A 22,926-nucleotide genomic window follows, 5' to 3' on the forward strand; every position below is an offset into this window, starting at 1 on the left:
AGCAAGTGGCAGTAATCAAGATGCAATCACAGGCAATACCAGCGCTCCAAGCACTACGGATAATGCAAAAGCTGATAAGCAAGAAACGGGCTCTACACAATTTGACCCTGCTAAAGCTACTCGAGCAAGCTTTCCAAGTAAATGGCAAGGATTAGACATCAGTTTCGACGATGAAGGTGATATATTAAAAATTAGTGGTGGTACAATTGATAACAGTGATAATCATACTATCAGCTTGTACTACAACCTAAATAGTCAAAATCAAACGTTAGCTGCTGATATTAAAGAAATTGATATCACTGGCAAACTCAAAATTATTGGCTCTGCAGCGGATTTGTTTACCAGCCTTGAGAATTTAGAAACCATCAAGGGTCTAGATAACCTTGATACTTCTGAAGTTACCAGCATGGAAAACATGTTTAGTAAAAATAAAAAACTAAAGAATATTGATTTATCTAGTTCAACTTCTTTCATAACCACAAAAGTGACAGACATGTCATACATGTTTGCTAGTGACGAGTCTTTAACTAAGTTAGATTTATCTCACTTTGATACGTCAAATGTCACAAACATGGCGCATATGTTTGAAAGCTGCAGCGGACTTAATAGTTTTACATTCCCAGCTACTTTTAACACGGATAAAGTAACAGACATGTCATACATGTTTGATAACTGTAGTCAAGTTTGGTCAATTGACGTAACCAAATTCAACACTTCTAATGTTGAAAACATGGCATATATGTTTTATAATTGTCAAAGTTTAATGAAGTTAGACGTTTCAAGCTTTAACACATCAAAAGTGACGGATATGTCATATATGTTTGGTGCTTGTCGTAATTTGCTTAAATTAAATCTGCCAACTACCTTTGTTACCGATAGTGTTCAAAATATGAAGGGAATGTTTAGCGGTTGTGAGAACATAACTGAGTTAGACTTATCAAAGTTTAATACTGCTAAAGTAACTAATATGGCCAATATGTTCCGAGGTTGTAGCAAATTGACAGACATTATTGCCTCTGATAATTTTACTACCGCAAATGTTACTGACATGAGTGACATGTTTTCTGGTATCCCAATTACTACTGATAGTATAAACAAATTAATATCTAAATTTGATACTAGCAAAGTCACAGATATGACAGAAATGTTTGACGGCTGCTCACAAGTAACTTCACTTGATTTGTCTAAATTTGATACTGCAAATGTCGGAAATGTTTCTGAAGAACTATCTCGTGCTGGTATGGAAAGAATGTTTAGTGGCTGTGGTAACTTAACTACTTTAGACTTAAGCAATTTTGATACTAAAAATGTCCGTGATATGAGCTGGATGTTTAATAACGATAAAAATTTAGCAAGTATAAACCTAAATCCTTCACTTTTCAATACCTCTAACGTTATTGACATGAATCACATGTTTGAAGATTGTCATTCATTAACTAGTGTTGATGTCAGTCATTTTGATACTTCAAACGTACGTGATATGAGTTACATGTTTGATGAATGTATTAAATTAACTGCAATAGATGTTAGTCATTTTAATACTGCCAAAGTAAAAGATATGACGAATATGTTTGCTTATTGTGAATCTTTACCAAGTTTAGATGTCACTAATTTCAACACGGCAGCTGTTACTGATATGTTAAAAATGTTCTGGCAATGTTCAAATTTAATCAGTTTGGACCTATACAACTTTAATACCAGAACAGTTTCTGACTATACTGACATGTTTCAAGGCTGTGATAAACTAGCAAAACTTGACCTTAGTAGTTTTGATATGCAAATTTCAGCATCAACTATTGGTGATATGCTTAGCGATCTTCCATCTCTTGAAGTGCTTATACTAGGCAGAAGAAATGATTTGACAATAGTCGATAATTATTGGGACGGTGGTTTAGGCAACAATCATGATGGCAAAGAAGAAGATGTCTGGGTTAACATGGGAGTTAATAAAGACAACGGTGGTCTTCAGCCTAGAGTTCATTCTTGGACTGGTGCTGATTTAATGAAAAATTATGATGGCAGTAAGGATTATGATGTGTATGTTAATATCAATAAAATTCCAAATCCTTGCAACATTACCATTAATTATCAATTTGAGGACGATAAAACCGCCAAACTTTCGCCAAACGATTATCAATTCGGTACCGCTGGTAAAGACGTAGTTATCCCAATCACAGCCAGAAAGTTGCCTACCTATAAACTTGCTTACGTTGAAATTAATGGCAACAAATACGCCACAGATAAATATGAAGATGCGTTGAGTAAACTAAAGTTTACTAATGATCCTCAAACTATTACCTTTGGATACGAAAAGAGTAATGCTGGTAAGGGTAATAGTTCTAATGGAACAGGTTCAGATAGTAATAGTTCCAACGGCAGTTCCTCCGGTTCTAACCCAGGAAGTAACAGTTCCAGCGGCAGTTCTTCTGGTTCTAATCCTGGCAGTAACAGTTCCAGCGGCAGTTCTTCTGGTTCTAATCCTGGCAGCAACAGTTCCAACGGCAGTTCATCTGGTTCTAACCCAGGTAGTAACAATTCCAACGGCAGTTCCTCTGGTTCTAACCCAGGTAGTAACAATTCCAGCGGTAGTTCCTCCGGTTCTACTCCAGGCAGCGGCAGTTCATCTGGTTCCAATGCTGGGAACAATACGAACAATCCTGGTAGTGTCAATAATGGAAGTTCAAATAATTCTGGCGTAACCGGCACTGGACAAAATAGTAATTCATCTAACACTTCAACTGACAATAATACCGAAAAAACTCCAACGAAGAATGGTGTTAAGAGAATAGTTGCCCACAATGCTTACATCTTTAATGAAAAGGGTCAACGTCTAAAAGGCGAATACTTTATTGGCAATACCATTACTACCTATGGTACTAAGTTCATTAAAGGTAAGAAGTTCTATGACTTAGGCAAGAACCAATTTGTTAAGGCTAACAATATTACTGGCATCAATCGTAGATTAAGACATAATGCCTTTATTTACACTAAGAAAGCTAATAAGAAAGTCAAACGTTATGGTCGTATTGTTCTAAAGAAGAACAAAAAAGTTAAAACTTATGGTGGTACTATTAAAATACACAATAAGTTGTATTACATCGTAGGTAAGAATCAATTTGTTAAGAAAGCTAACTTTTAACAATTAAAAGCACTTTTTCTCCACTCAAAAATTAAACTATTCCCTAACCGGCTCTAAACTAACAAGCTAAATTTACTGCTTTGTAGCAAATATCATCAGTACAGTAGGTGCTGGTTTAATCTAACTAAATTTAATACCAATTAAAAAGTACTCCGTAAGATGCGATTAGCTTTTGCGGAGTATTTTTTATTCGAATAGTCTCCCTATTATTCAACTGCCAAAGTAAATTTTTTTCACAATTAAAACAACGTTAAACCTGGAAACGCTAACCATAAGTAAAATATTAAGGGCTATTAGTAATGGAATCAGCCGAGTTAAATAGCATTATTCTAGTATTTTTAACTTGTTTTTTGGCCTTATTTATTATTTCAGTTAATGCTTGATTTTGGCATAAATAAAATTAGCCTATTCTTAATTAAGTCCATTTTTTATTTGAATAAGCTTATTTTATGAATAATTGGCAAAATTTTGTTTACTAGTAATATGCAAAAGTATTAAATCTATATGAAAATACCAATCATAGTATTGAATTAGACAGGATATATGTATATACTTAATGATGGTATAATGAAATTTAGATGGTATAAATGGAGGAAAAATATGAGTAAGCATAACAATTTTTATCATAAAGGTAAAAAGGTACTATTCTCTAGTATGGCAGTTGCTGCGTTAAGCGTAATTGCAGTTAATCCTGTTGCAGCTAAGACTGCCGAAGCACAGAAAGAGCAACCTGTTAAGTCGGCTAACACAAAGCCGACAGTACCACCAGTTAATTCTGGTGATAACGCTGGCGAAAATGATTCACACAGTCTATGGGCTTCAAGTTGGACTAAGGGCATTTATAGTTATGACAAAAAGACTAAGACTTTTACTATTAGACTAGGTAAAGAAAATAAATTTAACAATCATTATGCAGGTGATCAAGAACCACCTATCAATCCCGCCCGAATAGCTTGGAATATTGATGATGTTAACACAGATGAAATTGAAACCATTAACATTGACGGTCCTGTTATTTTCGAAGGAGATGCCAGTTTATTATTTGCTAATTTACCAAACTTGAAGAAAATTAAGGGATTAAACAACCTTAATACAAAAGAAGTTACTAGCATGAAAGAAATGTTTGCCAATGATCCTAAATTAACTTCAATAGACCTGTCAAACTTTAACACTTCTAACGTAACTGACATGATGGGTATGTTCTTTGGCGATGAAGCATTAAGTACTTTAAATGTATCCAACTTTAAGACAGATTCAGTAGAAGACATGTCTTATATGTTTAGTGATGATTCAAGTTTAACCAAAATTGATGGCTTGGAAAAATTCAACACCGAAAAAGTTACTAAGATGTGGGAAATGTTTAAGGGTGATAAAGCTTTGACATCCCTAGACATTAGTAGTTTTAAGATGCTTGAAAATAACGAAACCATTAAAGATGACGTTTCTGACACTAACAATACCGACGATAATAAAGGTACTGCAAACCCATCTCATCAAACATATACCATTGATCAAGATATGTTATCAGGCATGGACAGCTTAAGTGATATTACACTTGGTGCAGGTAATATCATTAACAATTCAGGACTCCGTGGTTCAGTAGAAGAGAGTCTATGGGATGGAAAGACTACCTGGTTCTTAAATGATAGTAAAGACAAAGGATTAAGTTCAGTAGAACTTATGCAAAAATTTGACGGTAAAAATGATGCTACTAAATATGCTGGTGAATACACTACCACCAAGCCTGCTCCAACTACACCAAACACACCTTCAACCCCAAGCACTCCAAGCGCCCCTTCAACTCCAAGTACTCCAAGTAATACTACTAACACAGGTAACACCAACACAAATACTACGACTGATAAGCAAGACACTAATAAGACGGATACTAACAAGCCAGAAACTAACAAGCCTGCTACTGACAACAAGAAGCCAGCTAAAAAGGCCAAGAAAGGTGTCAAGAGAGTAGTTACCCACAACGCTTATATCTTTAACCAAAAAGGCAAGCGTGTAAAAGCTGAATACTTCGTTGGTAAAACTATTACTACTTATGGTACTAAGACCATTAACGGCAAGAAGTTCTATGCTTTAGGCAAGAACCGTTTCGTTAAGGCTAATAATGTTACTGGTATCAACCGTAAATTAAAGCACAATGCCTTTATTTACACTAAGAAAGCCAATAACAAAGTTAAACGTTATGGTCATGATGTTCTGAAGAAGAACAAGTCAGTTAGAACTTACGGTGGTGCTGTTAAGATGCACAATAAGTTATATTACATCGTAGGCAAGAACCAATTTGTCAAGAAAGCTAACTTTTAACAATTAAGAGATTTACTTTATAATTGAAAAGAACTCAACTAGCAGTTAAAAATGCTAATTGAGTTCTTTTTCTATGCTCAAAAATTAATAAATTACTTCTAAATTATGTGTCTATATTACTACCTAGTGTCATATCTTCCAGCAAATAACCAAATTGAATTTAAAAATTAAAAATTACCTCTTAGCTAAGGCTAATTATTAATTCTTTTAAAATAAGTTGAAATGTATAAATGGTGCTATTAAGTAAAATGAATTGTATAATAAGTTAAACAAGGTATAAGCTAAATGTTAATCATGTATATGTTTATTTTATCATTTAAGAAAGAATAGTAATATGAGTAAGAAAAAAGATTCTAATCGAACAGAAGCTTCAATAATATACTTTAGTGTTGCTGCTGCAGCCTTAAGTTTATTAGCTATATCCCCCCAAACAACTAAAGCAGACGAAATAGTGCCTTCATCGACTTCTGTAACAAAATCTCCAACCACAACAGGTCAAAACAATAACAAAGTTAATCATGTTAACGCTAAAACCGATACCAAGCAGGAAGTTATTTCTCCAAAAAACTTGCCACCTAAAGATTCAGAACTGCATACTCAAAGTGCCACTAGTTTCAAGTGGGGCAATCTCGATGTTAGCTACAATAATCATGTAATTACCATCCCAAGTGGCAGTGTGGATCAACCGGGGTCTTTAGCTCTTATTAACGGCATTAACAGTGGCGACGTGCAAGAAGTTCGATTTGCCGGCTCATTAAAAGTTAACTCGGCTTCTGAAATGTTCAAAGGGCTAGCTAATCTAACTAAAATCACTGGTTTGGAAAACCTTGACACATCTGCTACCAGTGATATGCGGTACATGTTTGCGGATTGTGAAAATTTAACCAGCATAGATGGCATTGATAATTTGCAGACCACCAAAGTTACTAACATATCTTTTATGTTTGCGGGCTGCAGTAAATTAGCTAGTCTGGATCTATCAAGTTTTAATACTGCTAATACTAGTTATGTAGAGAGCATGTTTCAGGATTGTGAAAATTTACAGAACATTAAGTTTTCACCTGATTTCACAATAGCCAATGCAAGCAGTATGAAATTCATGTTTAGTGGGTGCTCTAGTTTAACTGCTTTAGATCTTAGTAAGTTTAATACTAGTAATGTTACCAACATGATAAGAGTTTTTGAAGATTGTTCCAGTTTAACCAAGTTAGACTTATCATCGTTTGACACTTCTAAAGTGAACGATATGATGGGAATGTTTAATAATTGTAGTAACTTAAAAGAACTTGATCTCAGGAGTTTTATCATAGACCCTAATATTGATAAAGGTTATATGTTAGACGGACTTGCTAAATTAAACACCCTTAAACTAGGTAAAAATACATATATTAATGATACACATCTTAACACTTCAGGAACTTGGGTCAATATCGGCAATGGAAAAGAAGATGCACCACAGGCAAACAATAAATATCTGTCTGAAGACTTAATTGCCCATGCTGACGACATTCTTGGCGACACTTATATTCGACCAGGTAGTCCCATTACTGTTTCTTACTTGGATACTAGTAAAAGATCACTTACACCTGATATTAGTTTGAAGGGTAAAATTGGCGATGATTATAAGGTGACACCTAAAACAATTCCGGGATATATCTTAAAGGAAGTCCCAGATAATGCCACTGGGGTTTTCACTGATCAACAGCAGAATGTCAAGTTTATTTATTCTGTTGACCCCGAATCTACCTCTACCACCACACCAATTAAAGCTGCAGATGTTACCGTCTCTTATCAAGATGAAAACGGCAATCAAATTGCACCTGAAACGATAATACAGGGTAATGTGGGTGATGGTTACACCACTGGTGCTAAGGCGATACCGGGTTATACCTTAAAAGTCAGGCCTAAAAATGCCACCAACTTTTTTGGCACTGCACCGCAAAACGTAACCTATATCTATGTTAAAGATGAACCTCAAGCTAATACCAGCCCTGAACATAGCGGTCAAAATAGTTCGACCAACTCGGCTAGTCAAACTCAAAGCAAGGCTAAAAATCCTCATCAAAATAAAAATAACTCTACTTCAAACGGTATTACTGAGAACTATACCATTTTTAAACCAGCTGAAAGTGATCCTGACTCCACCAAGTCAGTGCTGTTCACTGACAATGGTCGCCATGAAAAATTGCCACAAACTGGTGCCAATAAGCATTCCCAGATAACAATGCTTTTATTGGGCTTCATGGCAGTAATTGGCAGTCTATTTAGCAACTGTTTTAGCAAAAAGAAAAAAGATTGATTACAATAGTATGAAAAAGCTCCGTCAATTTACGCTGGAATTTTTTGTCTTGCATAAAAATAACTGAACCGTTTTAATTAAAGAAGAATATTTTTTAAGCAAAAGGAGTAAAAATGGGACTTAATAAGCCACTTTTATTTGCGCTTAGCGATACTAAGCCAGGACCAAAAAATTTAATTACAGATGTTGCCGGTGTTACTGTCGGGCATAAAACAGTTGTTACTGATAGACTCAGAACTGGTGTTACTGTGGTCAACCCCTGTCCAGATAATATCTTCCGGGAAAAAATGCCAGCCGCTGCACACGTTATCAACGGCTTTGGGAAAAGCACAGGACTCATTCAAGTTAACGAGCTGGGTACAATTGAAACGCCACTGGTTTTAACCAATACTCTCAGCGTGGGTACCGCATCAATGGCTTTAGTCAAAAGAATGCTGGCTGAAAATCCTGAAATTGGTCTGTCGACTGGCAGCGTCAATCCGATCATCATGGAGTGCAATGACAGTTCGATTAACCATATTCGCGATTTAGGCGTCACCGAAGACGATGTGAATGATGCTTTTGCAGCTGCTAGTACAGATTTTGCTGAAGGCGGAGTTGGCGGCGGCACGGGCATGCGCTGCTACGAACTTAAGGGCGGCATTGGTTCTGCTTCAAGACAAGTAGAAATTGACGGCAAAACCTTCACAATGGGTGCGCTAGTCATGTCCAATTTTGGTCTTAGTGCTGATTTGAACATTTATGGTCATGCTATTGGTAAAAATTTTGTGGATAACAAGGACAGTAAGGAAAAAGGCAGTATCATCACAATAATTGCTACCGATATCCCGTTTAACTCGAGACAATTAAAACGCATTGCCAAACGTTCCGGTATCGGTATCACTCGCAGTGGCTCATTTAGCGGCAACGGTAGTGGCGAGATTACTCTAGCTTTCTCTACTGCTAACCGGGTAAGTCATTTTCCTGAACACGAGTTGAGTACAATCCAGGCAATTACTGATGACAAAATTGACCGCTACTTCAGAATTACGGTAGATATTGTGCACGAAGCCATTCTCAGTTCTTTGGCTCATGCACAAACAACGCCCGACCGTGACGGTAAGCCAATGTTATGCCTAAAAGACGCCCTCATGCAGCTTGGTGATGATAAAGAGGCAATGCAATTAATTGCAGACTTAGGTCTTTAAATTAAGCCAAAAAAATTACACCGCAAAGTTCTACACCTTGTAAAATAATACCAGCTATTAGGTATTAAAATTATTTGCTAATGATGTAGTTCATGACACAAACAAATAAAAGCCGTATTTGAATTCAAACTCAAATACGACTTTTTTATTTATCCAATACAATATTTTCGTCGAATAAGTCGGCTGTTTCTTTTTGTAAATGATGTGTTACTAAAACAATGGTTTTATTCTTCTGCGTTAAAATCAGTTTTTCCAACGAAATGCTGGCCACCTTGTCTAATGACGAGGTCGCCTCATCAAAAAGATATACGGGCGTATCACGCAAAAGCGCTCGTGCAAGCGCAATCCTCTGCTTCTGCCCACCAGATAGATTAGTCCCCTGGTTTGCCAGTATCGTGTTGATACCAGCGGGTAAATGAGCAATTATTTGATCAATGCCACACGCCGTAATGACCTGTTTTAGCTTTGCAGGAGTAACCTTTTGCCCCAAAGTTAAATTCCACTTTAAACTAGCCGTAAAAATATATGGTGTTTGTTCGACATAAGAAATTATTTGATGCAGCTGAGTATCAGAAATTTTAGCATAGTCTATGCCACCCAATTTGATCGTACCGGTATAATTTTTTAACAGGCCACTAATAATATTAAGCAGCGTTGATTTACCTGCAGCTGAATCACCGAGCAAAAAGAAGCACTTAAAAATGGTAAAATCACCCAAGAGCATTACGACAACTTTTTCAAGTATCAAAATAAAATTAATACTCAAAAAAGTATTAATATCATCTTGTATCATAAACAACGCCTTAAAAATTGTTTTCAATAATTAATAAAAGGTTCTCAGAAAATATTTTCTGGGAACCTTTTTAGTTAAATTTATACTAGGTCGTTTTTCTTTTCACTAATGAAACCGGAATAGTAAATTTATGTTCTAAAATATCTTCTCTTTTCAGTATTTTTAATAAATTGGTAGATGAAACCCGGGCAATCTCTGAAGTATTCTGCCTAATTGTGGTTAATTGCAGCTTGCTGGCCACTGGGGTATCGTCAAAACCAACTATACTCAATTGTTCCGGTACTCTAATCCCCTCACCTATTGCGGCCTGATAAATATAACTTGCCACGTTATCATTGATGGCAAAAATACCCAGTTTTTGATGTTCTTTCAGTAGCTTTTTTATCTGCTTAAATATTTTATCTTTGACTAGATAAATCTCGTCTGAATTAGTTTTAGAATTAATAATTATTGGTTTATTTATGCCGCGACTTTTGACCGTTTGCGTGAAACCCAGAATACGGCTTTTATTGCTGGAAAATTCATTATTTTTATTTGTAAGCATAATAGGATAACAACCTCTATCAACCAAATGGTTAGCGGCTATCACTGCACCTGCGTAATTGTCAGAAGAAGCTGTAATTGTGTTGTTACTTAGTTTGGGTGACCGATCTATAAATACCGTAGGTAAATCTGCCCGGTTTTTGCTTATTGCTCTTTGAGTAGAGATAACCACTAGCCCATCAACTATATGATTACTCAACTTCGCGATATATTTTTCTTCTATTTCCGCATTTCTTTCTGTATTGCACACAATAGTTAAATAATCTTTTTCAAAAAAATATTGCTCACATTTTTTAACTATAGCAGCATAATAAGCGTTAGTAATATCGGGTACCAAAATACCAATTATTGCAAGGCTGCCCTTACGCATCCCTTTAGCAATTATATTCTGTGAATAATGATTTTCCTTAGCTATTTTTAAAATTTTATCCCTGGTTTGATCAGAAAACCTACCCGTATTATTTAACACTCGCGAAACTGTTGAAACTGAAAAGCCACTTAAACGAGCAATATCTTTAATTGATTTTACTGCCATTCTGCAATTTATCCTAATTTAAATTCTATTTTTATTTTTCTAATTTTACTTTACATCTTGTCAACAACATTATACAATAAAAATGTAGTTAGCGGAAACGCTTGCATTGATTGACTTTGAGGCCTTTAACTTAGGCCTATAATTTTTACTGTTTGCGCAAACGTTACCGCATTTTTGTTATAAAAGCAGGAGGAGAAAAAGCGTGAAAATTAACGATTTAAATGTGCAAATTTATGCTGACGGCGCTGTAATCAGTGACATGGTCAAGGCCAAAGAAAGTGGTGTAGTTAAAGGTTTTACTACCAACCCCTCATTAATGAAAAAAGCCGGCGTTACCGACTATCTTAGTTTTGCTAAAGAAGTATTAGCAAAAGTAACTGGTCTGCCAATTTCATTTGAGGTTTTCAGCGATGATTTTGACACAATGGCCAAGGAAGCTCGAAAAATTTCAGCTTTAGGCGAGAACGTTTTTGTAAAAATACCAATTACCAATACCAAAGGTGAATCTTCTGTACCTTTAATTAAGAAATTATCTGCAGAAGGAATCAAGTTAAACGTTACCGCAATGTTTACATTAGAGCAAACCAAGGATGTATTAGCGGCATTAAAACCTGACTCGCAAAATATTCTCTCAATTTTTGCCGGTCGTTTGGCAGATACTGGCATTGACCCAATGCCGTTAATGAAAGAAGCGGCAAAACTTTGTCATGAAAATGGTAATGGCTGGCTGTTGTGGGCAAGCTGCCGCGAAGTACTTAATATTTTTCAAGCCGAAGAATGCGGCTGTGACATTATTACGTGCACCGCACCCGTTATTGCCAAATTCCCACTAATTGGAACTTCTCCTAAAGAGCGTTCCTTACAGACAGTCCAAGACTTTAACAAGGATGTTAAAGCGCTAGGATTCTCCATTTTATAAGCTACTGAAAATAAGAAAGTTGAGGCGTTAAAATGTTTTTATCTGCGTTGTTAGTAGCTTTACTCGCTATCATTTCCCAATGGTGGTTTTTTGCCCCGATAACAAGGTGTTTAACTTATCCATTGACCACCGGCCTGTTAGTAGGTATTTTTATGGGCAATCCAATGCTGGGAATGCTATCAGGTGCCACTATCCAGCTGGTTTATCTGGGCTGGATCAATACTGGTGGTGTAATGCCGAGTAACACTATGGTTGCCGGTATTTTCGGTACCGCATTAACCATCCTTTCCGGAGCAAATCCTAAATTAGCAGTTACCTTTGCTGTACCTTTCTCATTAATCGGGCTTTTAATGGTAGAAATCTACCAAAGCGTTAACTCATTTTGGGTTCACAGAGCTGATGCCGAATTGGCTAAGGGCAATGTTAAAGCTATCAGGTTCTTAAATTATGTACCTTCATTCATTGTGTCACTGATTGTCTACGGTATTCCTGCCTTTTGTCTAGTATATTTTGGCAAAGGTTGGGCACAAAGCATGTTACGCATGATTCCTAAGAGCTTAACCACTGCACTTGAAGTCGTTGGTGCAATCATGCCTGCTCTAGGTATCGCAATGTTACTTAATTACTTAGGTAAGAAATCACTAGTACCATACTTCTTTATTGGTTTCTTCTTGACTGCCTATCTTAAACTGCAAATTATGGCTGTTGCTATTTTCGCAGGTTTATTAGCCTACCTACTTTACATCAATGAAAAGTTCAGAACTACCGCTACTAATGCTGCACCGGCAAAGAAAAAGGTTAATAGACTAACTTTGCAAAATAGAACAGGAGCACCACAAACTGTAACTCCTGCTGCAGCTGATAGTACTAGTATTGCTCAAGACATTTCCCCATTAAACTATAAAATTAAATTGACCCATAGCGACTTAGTTAAAACTTGGCTATGGGAGCAATCAGACGAGGCCTGCTATAACTATGAAAGGCTGCAGGCTTTGGGTTTAACCAACATGATGATCTACCCTATCCGAAAATTATATCCGCAAAACAAACAGGCAGACGAACTTAAAAAGTACATGGTATTCTTTAACACTGAACCACACATGGTTGGACCTGTTATTCACGGTATTGCACTTTCGATGGAAGAAGCACGTGCAAACGGTGCGAATGTGAGCGCTGAGGATATTAACGGTGTTCGTACAGGATTAATGGGACCCGCAGCAGGTATTGGTGACACAGTACAGCAGGGTATAATCTTCCCAATTTTGGCAAGTATTGGAGCCACTATGGCACTGGAGCGTAATTACTTTGGTCCAATTATGTTCACTGTCGTATTCGAATTGATCATCTATTCTATTGGTTATTTGATGTTTATGTATGGTTATAAAAAAGGTAAGGCTTCAGTTGTATCCATTTTAAAGAGTGGCTTGCTTGATAAAGTCACAAATGCGTTCTCAATTGTAGGCTTAATGGTTGTCGGCACTATGGCAGCCACGAGGGTAACTATTAAAACACCATTAATTTGGCATGTAGGTCAAAGCGTAATTAAGGTGCAGTCTTTATTTAATCAGTTAGCACCCAGTTTAATTCCACTATTAATTACTCTGTTAGTATGGTGGCTTTTAAGAAAGAAAGTTAACGCAAGTATTATTGTTGTCGGCATTTTTGTAATAGGTATTTTATGTTCCTACTTGGGCATCTTGGCAACTATTTAAAGGAGAATTAATTTGATACAAATTATTTTAGCTAGTCATGGTCAATTTTGTTTAGGGTTGAAACAGACCGTGGAAATGATTGCCGGAAAAACAGACTACTTAGAAACAATTTCTTTTAAACCCGGTCAAGATCCTGATAATTATAGGGATAATTTTGAACAAGTACTAAAATCGCAAAATGACCAATCTACATTAGTACTAGTAGATTTAAAGGGTGGTACGCCTTTTAATACGGCAATGTATTTAAAACAAAAATATAATTTAGAAATAGTTACTGGGGTTAATGTGCCTATGCTTTTAAGCATTATTACTAGTAGAACAGCAAAAAGTTCGATTAGCGATTTGCTCAATATCTGTTTAAATAATGAAAACTGGGGTATTCAAAATAGTAAATTAGGAGGAACACATCATGCAAAACTTAGTCTTAACTAGAATTGATGACCGTTTAATTCATGGTCAAGTCATGACCAAGTGGCTCAAAGAAACCGGAGCACAAAACGTTGTTATTGTGGATGACGCAACATCAAATAATGACTTTATGATCAACGTTTTTGAGCAGGCAGTACCCGAAGATATTGGTATTGGTATATTTAATAAAGAAGACGGCGTCACATTCTTTTCACAACCACTGGAAGCCCCGACCATTATCTTGGTTAAGGTTCCTGAAACTATCGAATATATGGTTGATCATGGTATTGACATTACAGACGTTGACTTGGGAGGTATGGGAGCAAAAGATGGTCGCAGCACCCTATACCAATACATCTCTACCAGCCCAGCAGAAGACGAATGCTTCGAGCGTTTACTAAATAAAGGCGTAAATGTTTACGTGCAAATAGTACCGCAAAACGAAAAACAGCCAATAAAGCCATTGCTCACTAAAAAGGATAAATAAATTATTTTATTACTTTTGCTAATAATTAAGAGGACCAGTTTTCATCATTTTGAGTAAAACTGGTCCTCTTAGTATATTTACAGCAACATTAAATTGACTATTCTGCCAGCTCTTGACGATAAAGCTGAGCAGTTTTAGAATCAAACGCACACATAATAATCTTCATTTGATAGTCGGCGTTCTGTTCCAGCCAATTTTTGACAGCCGCAAAAGCAATGTGAGCTGCCCGTGATGCAGGAAAACCATAAGCTCCCGTAGAAATGGCGGGAAAAGCAATACTGTGTAACCCGCGACTTTTAGCTAAAGCTAAAGAATTTAAATAGCAGTTTCTTAGTAACTCATCGTCTTGGTTAGAACCTGAATAAATGGGGCCCACAGTATGAATGACATACTTTGCCGGTAATTGATAACCATTAGTAATTTTAGCTTGTCCTGTCTCGCAACCATGCAATTGACGACATTCAGCTAATAATTTGGGTCCTGCCGCACGGTGAATTGCACCATCAACGCCTAAGCCGCCAAGAAGCGACTTATTTGCGGCATTGACAATTGCATCGATTGTTAATTTGGTAATGTCACCCTGAACGATTTTGAGATTTTCCATGAATTTAGCCTCTTTTTATTCTATTCTAAACCTAAAGCTATTTTTGCCCAAACAAAAATGCGATCACATTGTGGTCGCATTTTATGCATTCAACTTCATTTTCTTTAACGTTTTTCAGTTAAAAGTAAGACTTGGTATGGTTTTCTTGGAAGATGAAATTTGTCTTTGTTAGTAATTTCAGCCGCAAAGTCTTGTGTTGTTTCTGTCCAAGCATTAATTAGTTTGGCAGTATATTTCTTGTTTTCAGGTAAAAAGTCCAAGATAACAAATTCAGACCCATTGTCGCCAAAATAAACCAGCCATTTATCTTCTTCAGGGTTTGAACCAACCGCGTAGTCCCAGTGGGGACCGGATGTAGCTTGAGGCTTTATCCAGCTAAAACCGTTATCTTGGAGCAAGTCATTTAAGAAATTAATTTTCTTTTGACTTTCTCCGTATAATTTACCTCCATGTGCCCACCAGATCGGTCGGTCAGTATTAGGCTTGTCAATGTAAGTTTCGCCGTGTGTACAACCTCCACCACGCAAGATGACCCGCCAGAAGCTGTCCATCATTCCTTGAGCCGTATTATCACCCCAGCCAAATTCAATATTGCCTTCATAGCGGCATTCATCAACCACTACCGGCTTTTGGTATTCAGCAATCCATTTAGGCACCATGAATAAATTATCAGTTTGGATACTTAAGTGCGTGATCCACGGCTTAGTATGATCATACCAATTTTTAATTGTGTCTTTATGCTGAGGGGGATCATAAAAGTTATGGATTGATTCCAAGTGGTTAGACGGATCCTTTTCATGCACATACTGTCCAATAACATCCCAGTCTTTTAGTGGAATTTGTCCACACATATCCATTAAATCGTACTCATTGGCTAAAGACCACCAAACATTCTTATACGATGCCAAACGGGCAACTATATATTTTACATATTCTAAGTTATTCTTCAGCCCCATACGGGCAAAGCCCCAGCGGTCATAGGGGCTGAATAAAATCAGATCAGCTTCTATTCCCAGCTCATCCAGCTTGTCAATATTATTCTCCAAGTTTTGGAAGTACTGGGGCACTGGACGGGTAAAATCAAAGCCAGTATTGGCACCATCAAAGACCCAATCAGTTCCTCCGCGCTTAACATTAGGCTGACCTGCGAAAGGATAGATTTCAGGTTCATTATTGTTATAGTCATAGCTTTTCGGAAAAACCAGCATTCTAATTTTATTGAAACTATTCTCTTTCAAAGTTTGAATAGTCTGCTTTTGGATATTTGCTGGTTGAACAGTCCAAGCATAAGCTGTAGTGCCAAACGGAATAAAACCTGTGCCGTCCGCATAGGCGAAATGAGATTTACCAGCAACCCGAACCGGACCATGATTATTGCCTTCAGCGTTTGCAACTGTAAAATGAACCTCTTTTTTATCAAGAGCAGGTATATTAGAAGCTGTAGTCAAGGTATATTCGCCCACTTGTTCCGGCATATACCTAATCTTGTAAATACCATTGCCATCATAAAAACCGTCAACGGTGACTAAATGATTGTTATGGTTGATCGTTCCAGTCAAGTTGACATCTCTAAACGGATTACCATTTTTTGGTCCATCTAGGGCTAATTCATATCTGTGCCATTTTTCAATTGTCGTCATTTTAAATAACTCCCCTCTTTAAGCTACGCCACATTTCTAGCTTTATTACTGCCTTTACTTCTAAGAATTGCCATTATTACAAAGACAACTGCTATTAGGCCCAATATACCTGCACTAATCTTCATTTGATCAACTGCCGTACTTAAGCCCGTTATTTTGCATAAGATCGAAATAACATAAGGAGAAGCAAATGCACCTAAATTATTGCAGACTTGCGCAATTGAAATAATCATATTACTGATTGAGCCGTCAACTTCTCCCAAGATTGTGTCATACACATAAGGGATAATTAAGTTGGCAATCATCATTAATAGTAAACCGATAAAGAAAATAGCCATGTTGCCTGCTTTTGAGCAAACAATAAAGCCAACCGCACCGCAGGCAACTGCTACTGCCGGGGTAAAGTGCTTTAACATCTTAAAGATTTTCGAATATGCCATAGAAATCACTGCGCCAATTAGGCCCGCGATTGCGATTTCTGTAGAAAGTGCACCCTGATTGGCAAGATGATTCTGTTCAATAACTAAAGCCGAAGCTGTAGCTTCAACCATAAAAGCTGAAAAGAATAGAAACAGCTTCAAAAAGGCAACATATATTAAACCGGGTATTTTAACGCGCTTTTTTGTTTGGGTATTATTCGCTGCAACACTTTGCCCTTCAACAGTCGTTTCCTGCTCCATTTTTGGTGTGTAGCCCATCATAAAGAGAGCTAAGAACGGAATTATAATTAAAAAGTACAAAAAGGTTGCTTGCCATTTGATCCCCAAAAGCAAGCCGGAAACAAAGGTCATTGAGCTGTTACCCAGAGTCCCCATAGCTCCTTGAATACCAATTAATGTCTTTTGTTCTTCACCGCTAAAGCAGTCGCCAATTAAAGAAACGGCAAGGGATGTAAACAGCCCTATACCTGCTCCAACCAGCAAACGGCTAATCACAATAATAGTAAAATTATTAACAAAAAACGGAATAATACCACCAATTAAAGCTACAATCATGCCTATGATTACGGTATTTCTTTTACCAAACCACTTAATGACAGCATTGCTGAACAAGATGAACAACATGATTGTGAATGATGGAATAGTAAATAATGCCTGCACCGAAGTCACAGATTCATGGGGAAAAGATTTGGCAATTAGAGGTATCGCCGCCAGGTTAGAACCAGCAACCTGCAAAAAAAGTGAGATGCCCAAAATTCCTACTTTGAGTTTCCAGTTACCCTTATTTTTCTCCCGCAAATTTTCAACGTTCATAATTAAACTCCTTTCTAAAGTATTAGGTTTAACGTTGATTTACATTTTTATATTATCTTGTAACCGGTTACAACGCAATAGCGATTTACTTAACTATGACTAAAATAGAATAAATTAATTTATGAGTTATAATAAAAATGTAACCCATTACAGTAATTAAAAAAGGATCAATCATGTCTACTATTAAAGATGTAGCTAAATTAGCTGGAGTGTCTGTAGCCACTGTTTCTCGAATTATTAATGATTCGCCTAACGTCAGCCCTGCTACTAGAAAAAAAGTCGCACGAGTTATCAAAGAAATAAATTATCAGCCTAATCAAGTAGCACGAACTTTATACCAAAAAAAATCGCGGATGATTGGCATCATCATCCCCGACCTAAACAACCGTTTTTATGCCCAAATTATTGACGGTATTCAATCTATTCTCCAAAAAAAAGGCTATTCTGCGCTAATTTCTTTTAGTGCCAATTCAAATAAAAAAAACTATTTGAATTTTATTAACGAGTTCCAAAAAAATAATATTGACGGCATTATCACTGCCGCTTTTGATATGCCAGCTGCTTTGAACTTGGCAACACCTCTTGTAATGTATGATAGCGCTAATATTGATGATAATGTTGCCCGCATAGTTTCAGACAACATCAAAGGTGGCAAAGACTGTATTTCTCTATTGCAAAATCAGGCAACTAGGGTAATGATTCAGCATTGGCCCCTGAAATTGCCAACTGTACGAGAAAGAGTAGAGTCACTAGTTAACGAGCTAAACAAGCTTAATATTCCTTATATACTTAAAAAGGTTTCCGAAACCGATCCTGAGAAAGCTGCGCAAGAAGTTTTAAAGAAAAGCAATCGGTTTGACGCGGTAATTGCAGTTAACGACATCTATGCTGCGGAAATTATTAAGGAAGCTCAACGGCGTAATCTTAAAATCCCAGCTGATTTTCAACTTATAGGCTATGATAATAACGTGCTATGCGAATATACTACGCCTACAATTTCTACAATTGATCAACAGCCAAAATTGATTGGCCAAACTGCAGCAAGGCGATTATTAGATTTAATCAATGGAAAAAAATCTAGTCAAAATAGTATTATTAACGTCATTCCTATTAAGAGAAATTCAACATATTAAATAAAACAGGAGCTTAAAGTCTAACTTTAAGCTCCTATTCGTTTTTATTAATAATCTATCAACAATTGGTATTATTATTTGTTGTAAACTTGCTTCTTAAATGAAGCTACATTATTCTTAGTAATAATCTTGACTGCTACCTTGTCGTTCTTAGGAACCTTCTTATTCTGGTAGTGATCGTAAACCTTTTGGACAGATTCTTGACCTATCTTATTCCATTGCTGACCAACAGTAGCCGTAATTTGACCCTTTTGAATTAAATTCAAGCTGGCAAGAGTACCATCAAAACCAATGATAGTTATTTTCTTGTTAGCTGCTTTAACAGCTCGAGCTGCACCAACTGCTTCTTCGTCGTTTTGGGCAAAAATACCTTTAATATCGCTATGAGCTTGTAAAATGTTTTCGGTAACGGTCAGGGCCTTGGCACGGTCAAACTGAGCGGTCTGCTTAGTCACAATATTTAATTTCTTATCACCAATACTATCAAAACCTTTACCACGTTCACGTGTGGCAGAAGCTCCAGGAATTCCTTGAATTTCAGCAATTTTAGCATTTTCGCCTAATTTTTCAATTAACCAATTAGCAGCTTTTTTACCTCCGGCAATATTGTCAGAAGCAACTGTTGAAACTACTTTACCGGAGTCAGCACTACGGTCAACACAGATTACAGGAATTTTAGCATCATTAGCTTTTTTAACTACTGTAGAAATAGCTGAAGAATCACAAGGGTTGATAATTAAGGCATCTACCTTTTGTGTGATTAAATCTTCAACGTCGTTATTTTGCTTTGAAGTATCATTATTTGCGTCATCGATGATGACCTTTGAACCATGCTTTTTAGCATAGTCACTAATAACATTCTTTAAATTAACAAAAGCAGGGTTAGTCAATGTTGAGATAGACACACCAATTTTCAAATCTTTTGGTGCCTTCTTTTCTACTTTAGAAGACGAACCCGAACTGTTGCTTAAGCCTGTGGAACCACAGCCCGCAAGTATTCCCCCTGCTAAAAGCAAGACAGAAGCTGCAGTAGCAATTTTCATCAATCGTTTGGAAAAATTTTTAATATTCATCATTATTTCTCCTCTAAAAATAATTTTATTCCCTGTTCTTTTGTGTTTGGGAATCAATCATAACCGCAATTAAAATTACGACACCTTTAACAATTTGTTGATAGAAACTATTAATCCCGAGTAAATTCATACCATTGCTTAAAGAAGCAATTAACAAAGCACCCACGAGAGTCCCTGCCATTCTTCCTTTACCGCCCATCAGGCTGGCACCACCAATAACAGTGGAAGCAATAGCGTCCATTTCATAAGACATACCTGCATCGGGCTGGGCTGAACCTAATCTTGAAGTTAGTATAAAGCCAGCCAAAGCCGCAAATAAACCAGAAATCGTGTAGATAATAATCAATAATTTCTTAGTTTTAACACCAGCCACAAACGCAGCTTTTTCATTGCCGCCTAACGCGAAGGTCTTACGACCAAAAGCAGTTTTATGAAGTAGAACGTAGCAAATAATAAATGCAATCAGAGTAATAATTACTGGAAATGGAATACCAAATAAATAGCCTTGCCCTACAAATTGGAAGAAAAAGCTGGTATTCATTTTACCGCCAGTAATAGGATTGCCACCTGTGAAGACATATGTGGCACCGCGCCAAATAGTCATAGTAGCCAAGGTGGCAATAAAGGGGGTAACTTTGCCCCAGGTGATGAATACACCATTGAGAGCTCCCAATAAAGCTCCGATTGCAAGACCAATTAATGCGGCAAGCCAAGCAGGTGTGCCTCCTAGAATCAAGCTGGCACTGATAGCTCCTGTGAAAGCCAAAATAGAACCGACAGATAAATCAATACCGGAAGTAAGAATAACAAATGTCATTCCAAAGGCGATTAGAGCGTTGACCGATGCTTGACGAAGCAAATTTAATAAGTTATTTGGCGCAATAAATTGTGGGTTTAAAACTGTAATAATAATTACTAAAATTATTAAGGCCACGAGCGCCATGTATTTCGTAAAATCAAATTTCTTTTTTGTTGTTTTTGCCTTGTCCATTCTACTTTCCTCCTGTAGCTAATTTCATCACTTGTTCTTGAGTTGCACCTTGGGCATTAATGACGCCCATTTGTTTACCTTCATACAGCACTTCAATACGATCACTCATACTAAGAACTTCAGGCAGGTCACTAGAAATCATTATGATGGCTACGTGTCTGTCGGTTAACTGATTCATCAGTTCATAAATTTCTTTCTTGGCACCTACGTCAACTCCACGAGTTGGTTCATCCAAAATTAAAATCTTGGAGCCGCTGCCAACCCATTTAGCTAAAACAACCTTTTGCTGGTTACCGCCTGACAAGCTGCCGGCCGTTACTTGCGCATTATTAGCCTTCACTGTTAACCGCTTAATCAGCATGTCAGCAAATTTATCTTCTGCTTTTTTGTCAATAATGCCATGCTTACGGAAAGTATCAATACTTGGCAGGGCAATATTATCTTCTAAAGATTGTTCAGTGATCAGACCCTCATTTTTTCTATCTTCAGTTAAAAAGCCAATGCCCTTTTTAATGGAGACGCTGGGACTGGTTAATTTTGTTTCCTTGCCTGCGACATAGATTTTACCGGAGCTTAATTTGTCAATTCCAAATAAGGCCCTCATGGTTTCCGTTCTGCCAGCTCCCATCAAGCCGGAAAATCCTAAAATTTCTCCTTCGTGGACTTCAAAACTGATATCGTGAAACTTCTTGCCTGATAAATGTTCAGCTTTTAATGCCACTTCTCCCAAATGCGGGTGGCGGCCAGGATAATAGTCGCCAATGTCACGGCCTACCATGTCGTGAACGATTTGATTTTCGGCAACGTCTTTGGTCTGATAAGTGTTGACTGATAAGCCATCACGCATAACTGTTACCCGGTCACATATTTGCCAAAGTTCTTCCATTCTGTGCGAGATGTAAATAAAACCGACGTTATTAGACTTTAATTCTCTAATTGTTTTGAATAAAATAGCAGTTTCATTCTCAGTCAGTGCGGCAGTAGGCTCGTCCATAATAATTATTTTGGCGTTAATCATCAGAGACTTAGCTATTTCCACCATTTGCTGCTGACCTACAGTCAAGTCGCCCATTTTACTGTCAACATCAATGTCTGAACCTAAATTCACCAAATACTGCTGAGCTTCTTTTCTCATTTTCTTTTGATCAACTAGGCCCAGCTTAGTTTTAATTTCTTTATTCAAAAACATATTATCGACAACGCTCATTTCGGCAAAGTTGTTCATTTCTTGGTGAATAAAACTAATGCCATGATGTTCCGCGTCTAATGCGCTGGCGTAGGTAGTGTCGTGGTCGTCAACTTTAATTGAGCCCGCGTCTTTTTTTAGTAAGCCAGTTAAAATATTCATTAAAGTAGACTTGCCGGCGCCGTTTTCGCCCATTAACGCATGGACTTCGCCAGAATGAACGTCAAAATCCACGCCCCGTAAAACTTTATTGGTTCCAAAAGATTTTTCAATCCCTTTCATTTCAATTTGCATGAAAAGGCTCACCTCCTAAAAAATCACACCACTTTCGAGAATTACGTTTGAGAAAGGCGTCTCTTCTCCTGTTCGAATAAAAGCTTTTGCCCTGCGTAAATCCTGCTTTAATTCACTGTGAGGAATAAACTCAATTTTAACGTTTGGCAAAATTGCTTTAATGTTTTCTAACTGCTGTGGGTTCTGTTTCTTAATTTCCTCAGCAACATAAACTTTTTGCACAGCCAATTCTTTAAGAACTTCTTTTAAAACTTGCGTAAATGAGGGGAGGTTGGCAGAAACTGCCAAATCAATTTTTTCTGTTTCTGGCGGTACGGGCGTCCCCGCATCACCAATTCCTAGCCAATCCATGTGCCCCATGTCAGCCACGACACGAGAGATATTAGAATTTAAAATACCTGTTTTCTTCAT

18 protein-coding genes are annotated in these 22,926 nt (G+C 37.1%); 9 read left to right on the forward strand and 9 right to left on the reverse strand.

Annotated features, from left to right (window positions below):
* The 4 genes from H3T47_RS01310 to H3T47_RS01325 form a co-directional block, all read left to right on the forward strand.
* Positions 1–3,139, forward strand: a 3,139-nt coding sequence (locus H3T47_RS01310; protein ID WP_199282288.1) for a BspA family leucine-rich repeat surface protein, incomplete at its 5' end; no start/stop codon positions are given.
* 600 nt (positions 3,140–3,739) lie between these two features.
* Positions 3,740–5,458, forward strand: coding sequence for a BspA family leucine-rich repeat surface protein (locus H3T47_RS01315; RefSeq protein WP_199282289.1), 1,719 nt, complete (start codon positions 3,740–3,742; stop codon positions 5,456–5,458).
* Between the two features lie 334 nt (positions 5,459–5,792).
* Positions 5,793–7,757, forward strand: a complete 1,965-nt coding sequence (locus H3T47_RS01320; protein WP_199282290.1) for a MucBP domain-containing protein — start codon at positions 5,793–5,795, stop codon at positions 7,755–7,757.
* Between the two features lie 113 nt (positions 7,758–7,870).
* Positions 7,871–8,944 (forward strand): P1 family peptidase, encoded by a 1,074-nt coding sequence (locus tag H3T47_RS01325; RefSeq protein WP_199282291.1) that lies wholly within the window; start codon positions 7,871–7,873, stop codon positions 8,942–8,944.
* Between the two features lie 145 nt (positions 8,945–9,089).
* Here H3T47_RS01325 and H3T47_RS01330 read toward each other — a convergent pair whose 3' ends face one another.
* Together H3T47_RS01330 and H3T47_RS01335 are read right to left on the reverse strand one after the other, a co-directional pair.
* The gene (locus H3T47_RS01330) at positions 9,090–9,737 is read right to left on the reverse strand and encodes an ATP-binding cassette domain-containing protein (protein WP_233335806.1); all 648 of its coding nucleotides are present in this window, start codon (positions 9,735–9,737) and stop codon (positions 9,090–9,092) included.
* 85 nt (positions 9,738–9,822) lie between these two features.
* Positions 9,823–10,815 (reverse strand): LacI family DNA-binding transcriptional regulator, encoded by a 993-nt coding sequence (locus H3T47_RS01335; RefSeq protein ID WP_046327736.1) that lies wholly within the window; start codon positions 10,813–10,815, stop codon positions 9,823–9,825.
* Between the two features lie 208 nt (positions 10,816–11,023).
* Between H3T47_RS01335 and H3T47_RS01340 the strand changes: the two genes are divergently transcribed.
* From H3T47_RS01340 to H3T47_RS01355, 4 genes are read left to right on the forward strand one after another with little or no spacing between them, the layout of a single operon-like run.
* Positions 11,024–11,734 carry a transaldolase gene (locus H3T47_RS01340; protein WP_199282441.1) on the forward strand — a complete coding sequence of 237 codons (711 nt, stop codon included), beginning with the start codon at positions 11,024–11,026 and terminating at the stop codon, positions 11,732–11,734.
* 32 nt (positions 11,735–11,766) lie between these two features.
* A complete protein-coding gene (locus tag H3T47_RS01345; RefSeq protein ID WP_199282292.1) occupies positions 11,767–13,446 on the forward strand; it encodes a PTS system mannose/fructose/sorbose family transporter subunit IID in 1,680 nt (559 codons plus the stop codon).
* Between the two features lie 12 nt (positions 13,447–13,458).
* Positions 13,459–13,878 (forward strand): PTS sugar transporter subunit IIA, encoded by a 420-nt coding sequence (locus H3T47_RS01350; RefSeq protein ID WP_199282293.1) that lies wholly within the window; start codon positions 13,459–13,461, stop codon positions 13,876–13,878.
* Positions 13,856–14,341: a PTS sugar transporter subunit IIB gene (locus H3T47_RS01355; RefSeq protein WP_109918882.1), complete on the forward strand. Its 486-nt coding sequence runs from the start codon at positions 13,856–13,858 to the stop codon at positions 14,339–14,341. Before H3T47_RS01350 ends, H3T47_RS01355 begins: the two co-directional genes overlap by 23 nt.
* A gap of 97 nt (positions 14,342–14,438) precedes the next feature.
* Here the strand turns inward: H3T47_RS01355 and H3T47_RS01360 are convergent, their stop codons facing one another.
* The 3 genes from H3T47_RS01360 to H3T47_RS01370 all read right to left on the reverse strand — a co-directional run bounded on the left by H3T47_RS01360 (position 14,439) and on the right by H3T47_RS01370 (position 17,838).
* Positions 14,439–14,945 (reverse strand): O-acetyl-ADP-ribose deacetylase, encoded by a 507-nt coding sequence (locus H3T47_RS01360; RefSeq protein WP_199282294.1) that lies wholly within the window; start codon positions 14,943–14,945, stop codon positions 14,439–14,441.
* 104 nt (positions 14,946–15,049) lie between these two features.
* Positions 15,050–16,585, reverse strand: coding sequence for a DUF5060 domain-containing protein (locus tag H3T47_RS01365; RefSeq protein WP_199282295.1), 1,536 nt, complete (start codon positions 16,583–16,585; stop codon positions 15,050–15,052).
* 23 nt (positions 16,586–16,608) lie between these two features.
* Positions 16,609–17,838, reverse strand: coding sequence for an MFS transporter (locus H3T47_RS01370; protein WP_199282296.1), 1,230 nt, complete (start codon positions 17,836–17,838; stop codon positions 16,609–16,611).
* 173 nt (positions 17,839–18,011) lie between these two features.
* Between H3T47_RS01370 and H3T47_RS01375 the strand changes: the two genes are divergently transcribed.
* Positions 18,012–18,971, forward strand: a complete 960-nt coding sequence (locus H3T47_RS01375) for a LacI family DNA-binding transcriptional regulator (protein ID WP_199282297.1) — start codon at positions 18,012–18,014, stop codon at positions 18,969–18,971.
* 74 nt (positions 18,972–19,045) lie between these two features.
* Here H3T47_RS01375 and H3T47_RS01380 read toward each other — a convergent pair whose 3' ends face one another.
* The 4 genes from H3T47_RS01380 to rbsD are packed head-to-tail and all read right to left on the reverse strand — an operon-like array spanning position 19,046 to position 22,926.
* On the reverse strand, positions 19,046–20,038 hold the full coding sequence (locus H3T47_RS01380; RefSeq protein ID WP_370448321.1) for an ABC transporter substrate binding protein: 993 nt from the start codon (positions 20,036–20,038) through the stop codon (positions 19,046–19,048).
* Between the two features lie 31 nt (positions 20,039–20,069).
* A complete protein-coding gene (locus H3T47_RS01385) occupies positions 20,070–21,035 on the reverse strand; it encodes an ABC transporter permease (protein ID WP_038524535.1) in 966 nt (321 codons plus the stop codon).
* 1 nt (position 21,036) lies between these two features.
* The gene (locus tag H3T47_RS01390) at positions 21,037–22,515 is read right to left on the reverse strand and encodes a sugar ABC transporter ATP-binding protein (protein ID WP_199282298.1); all 1,479 of its coding nucleotides are present in this window, start codon (positions 22,513–22,515) and stop codon (positions 21,037–21,039) included.
* 15 nt (positions 22,516–22,530) lie between these two features.
* A complete protein-coding gene (gene rbsD, locus H3T47_RS01395; RefSeq protein ID WP_187159586.1) occupies positions 22,531–22,926 on the reverse strand; it encodes a D-ribose pyranase in 396 nt (131 codons plus the stop codon).

It is taken from the genome of Lactobacillus sp. W8093, assembly GCF_016100925.1.
Taxonomy (GTDB): domain Bacteria; phylum Bacillota; class Bacilli; order Lactobacillales; family Lactobacillaceae; genus Lactobacillus; species Lactobacillus helsingborgensis.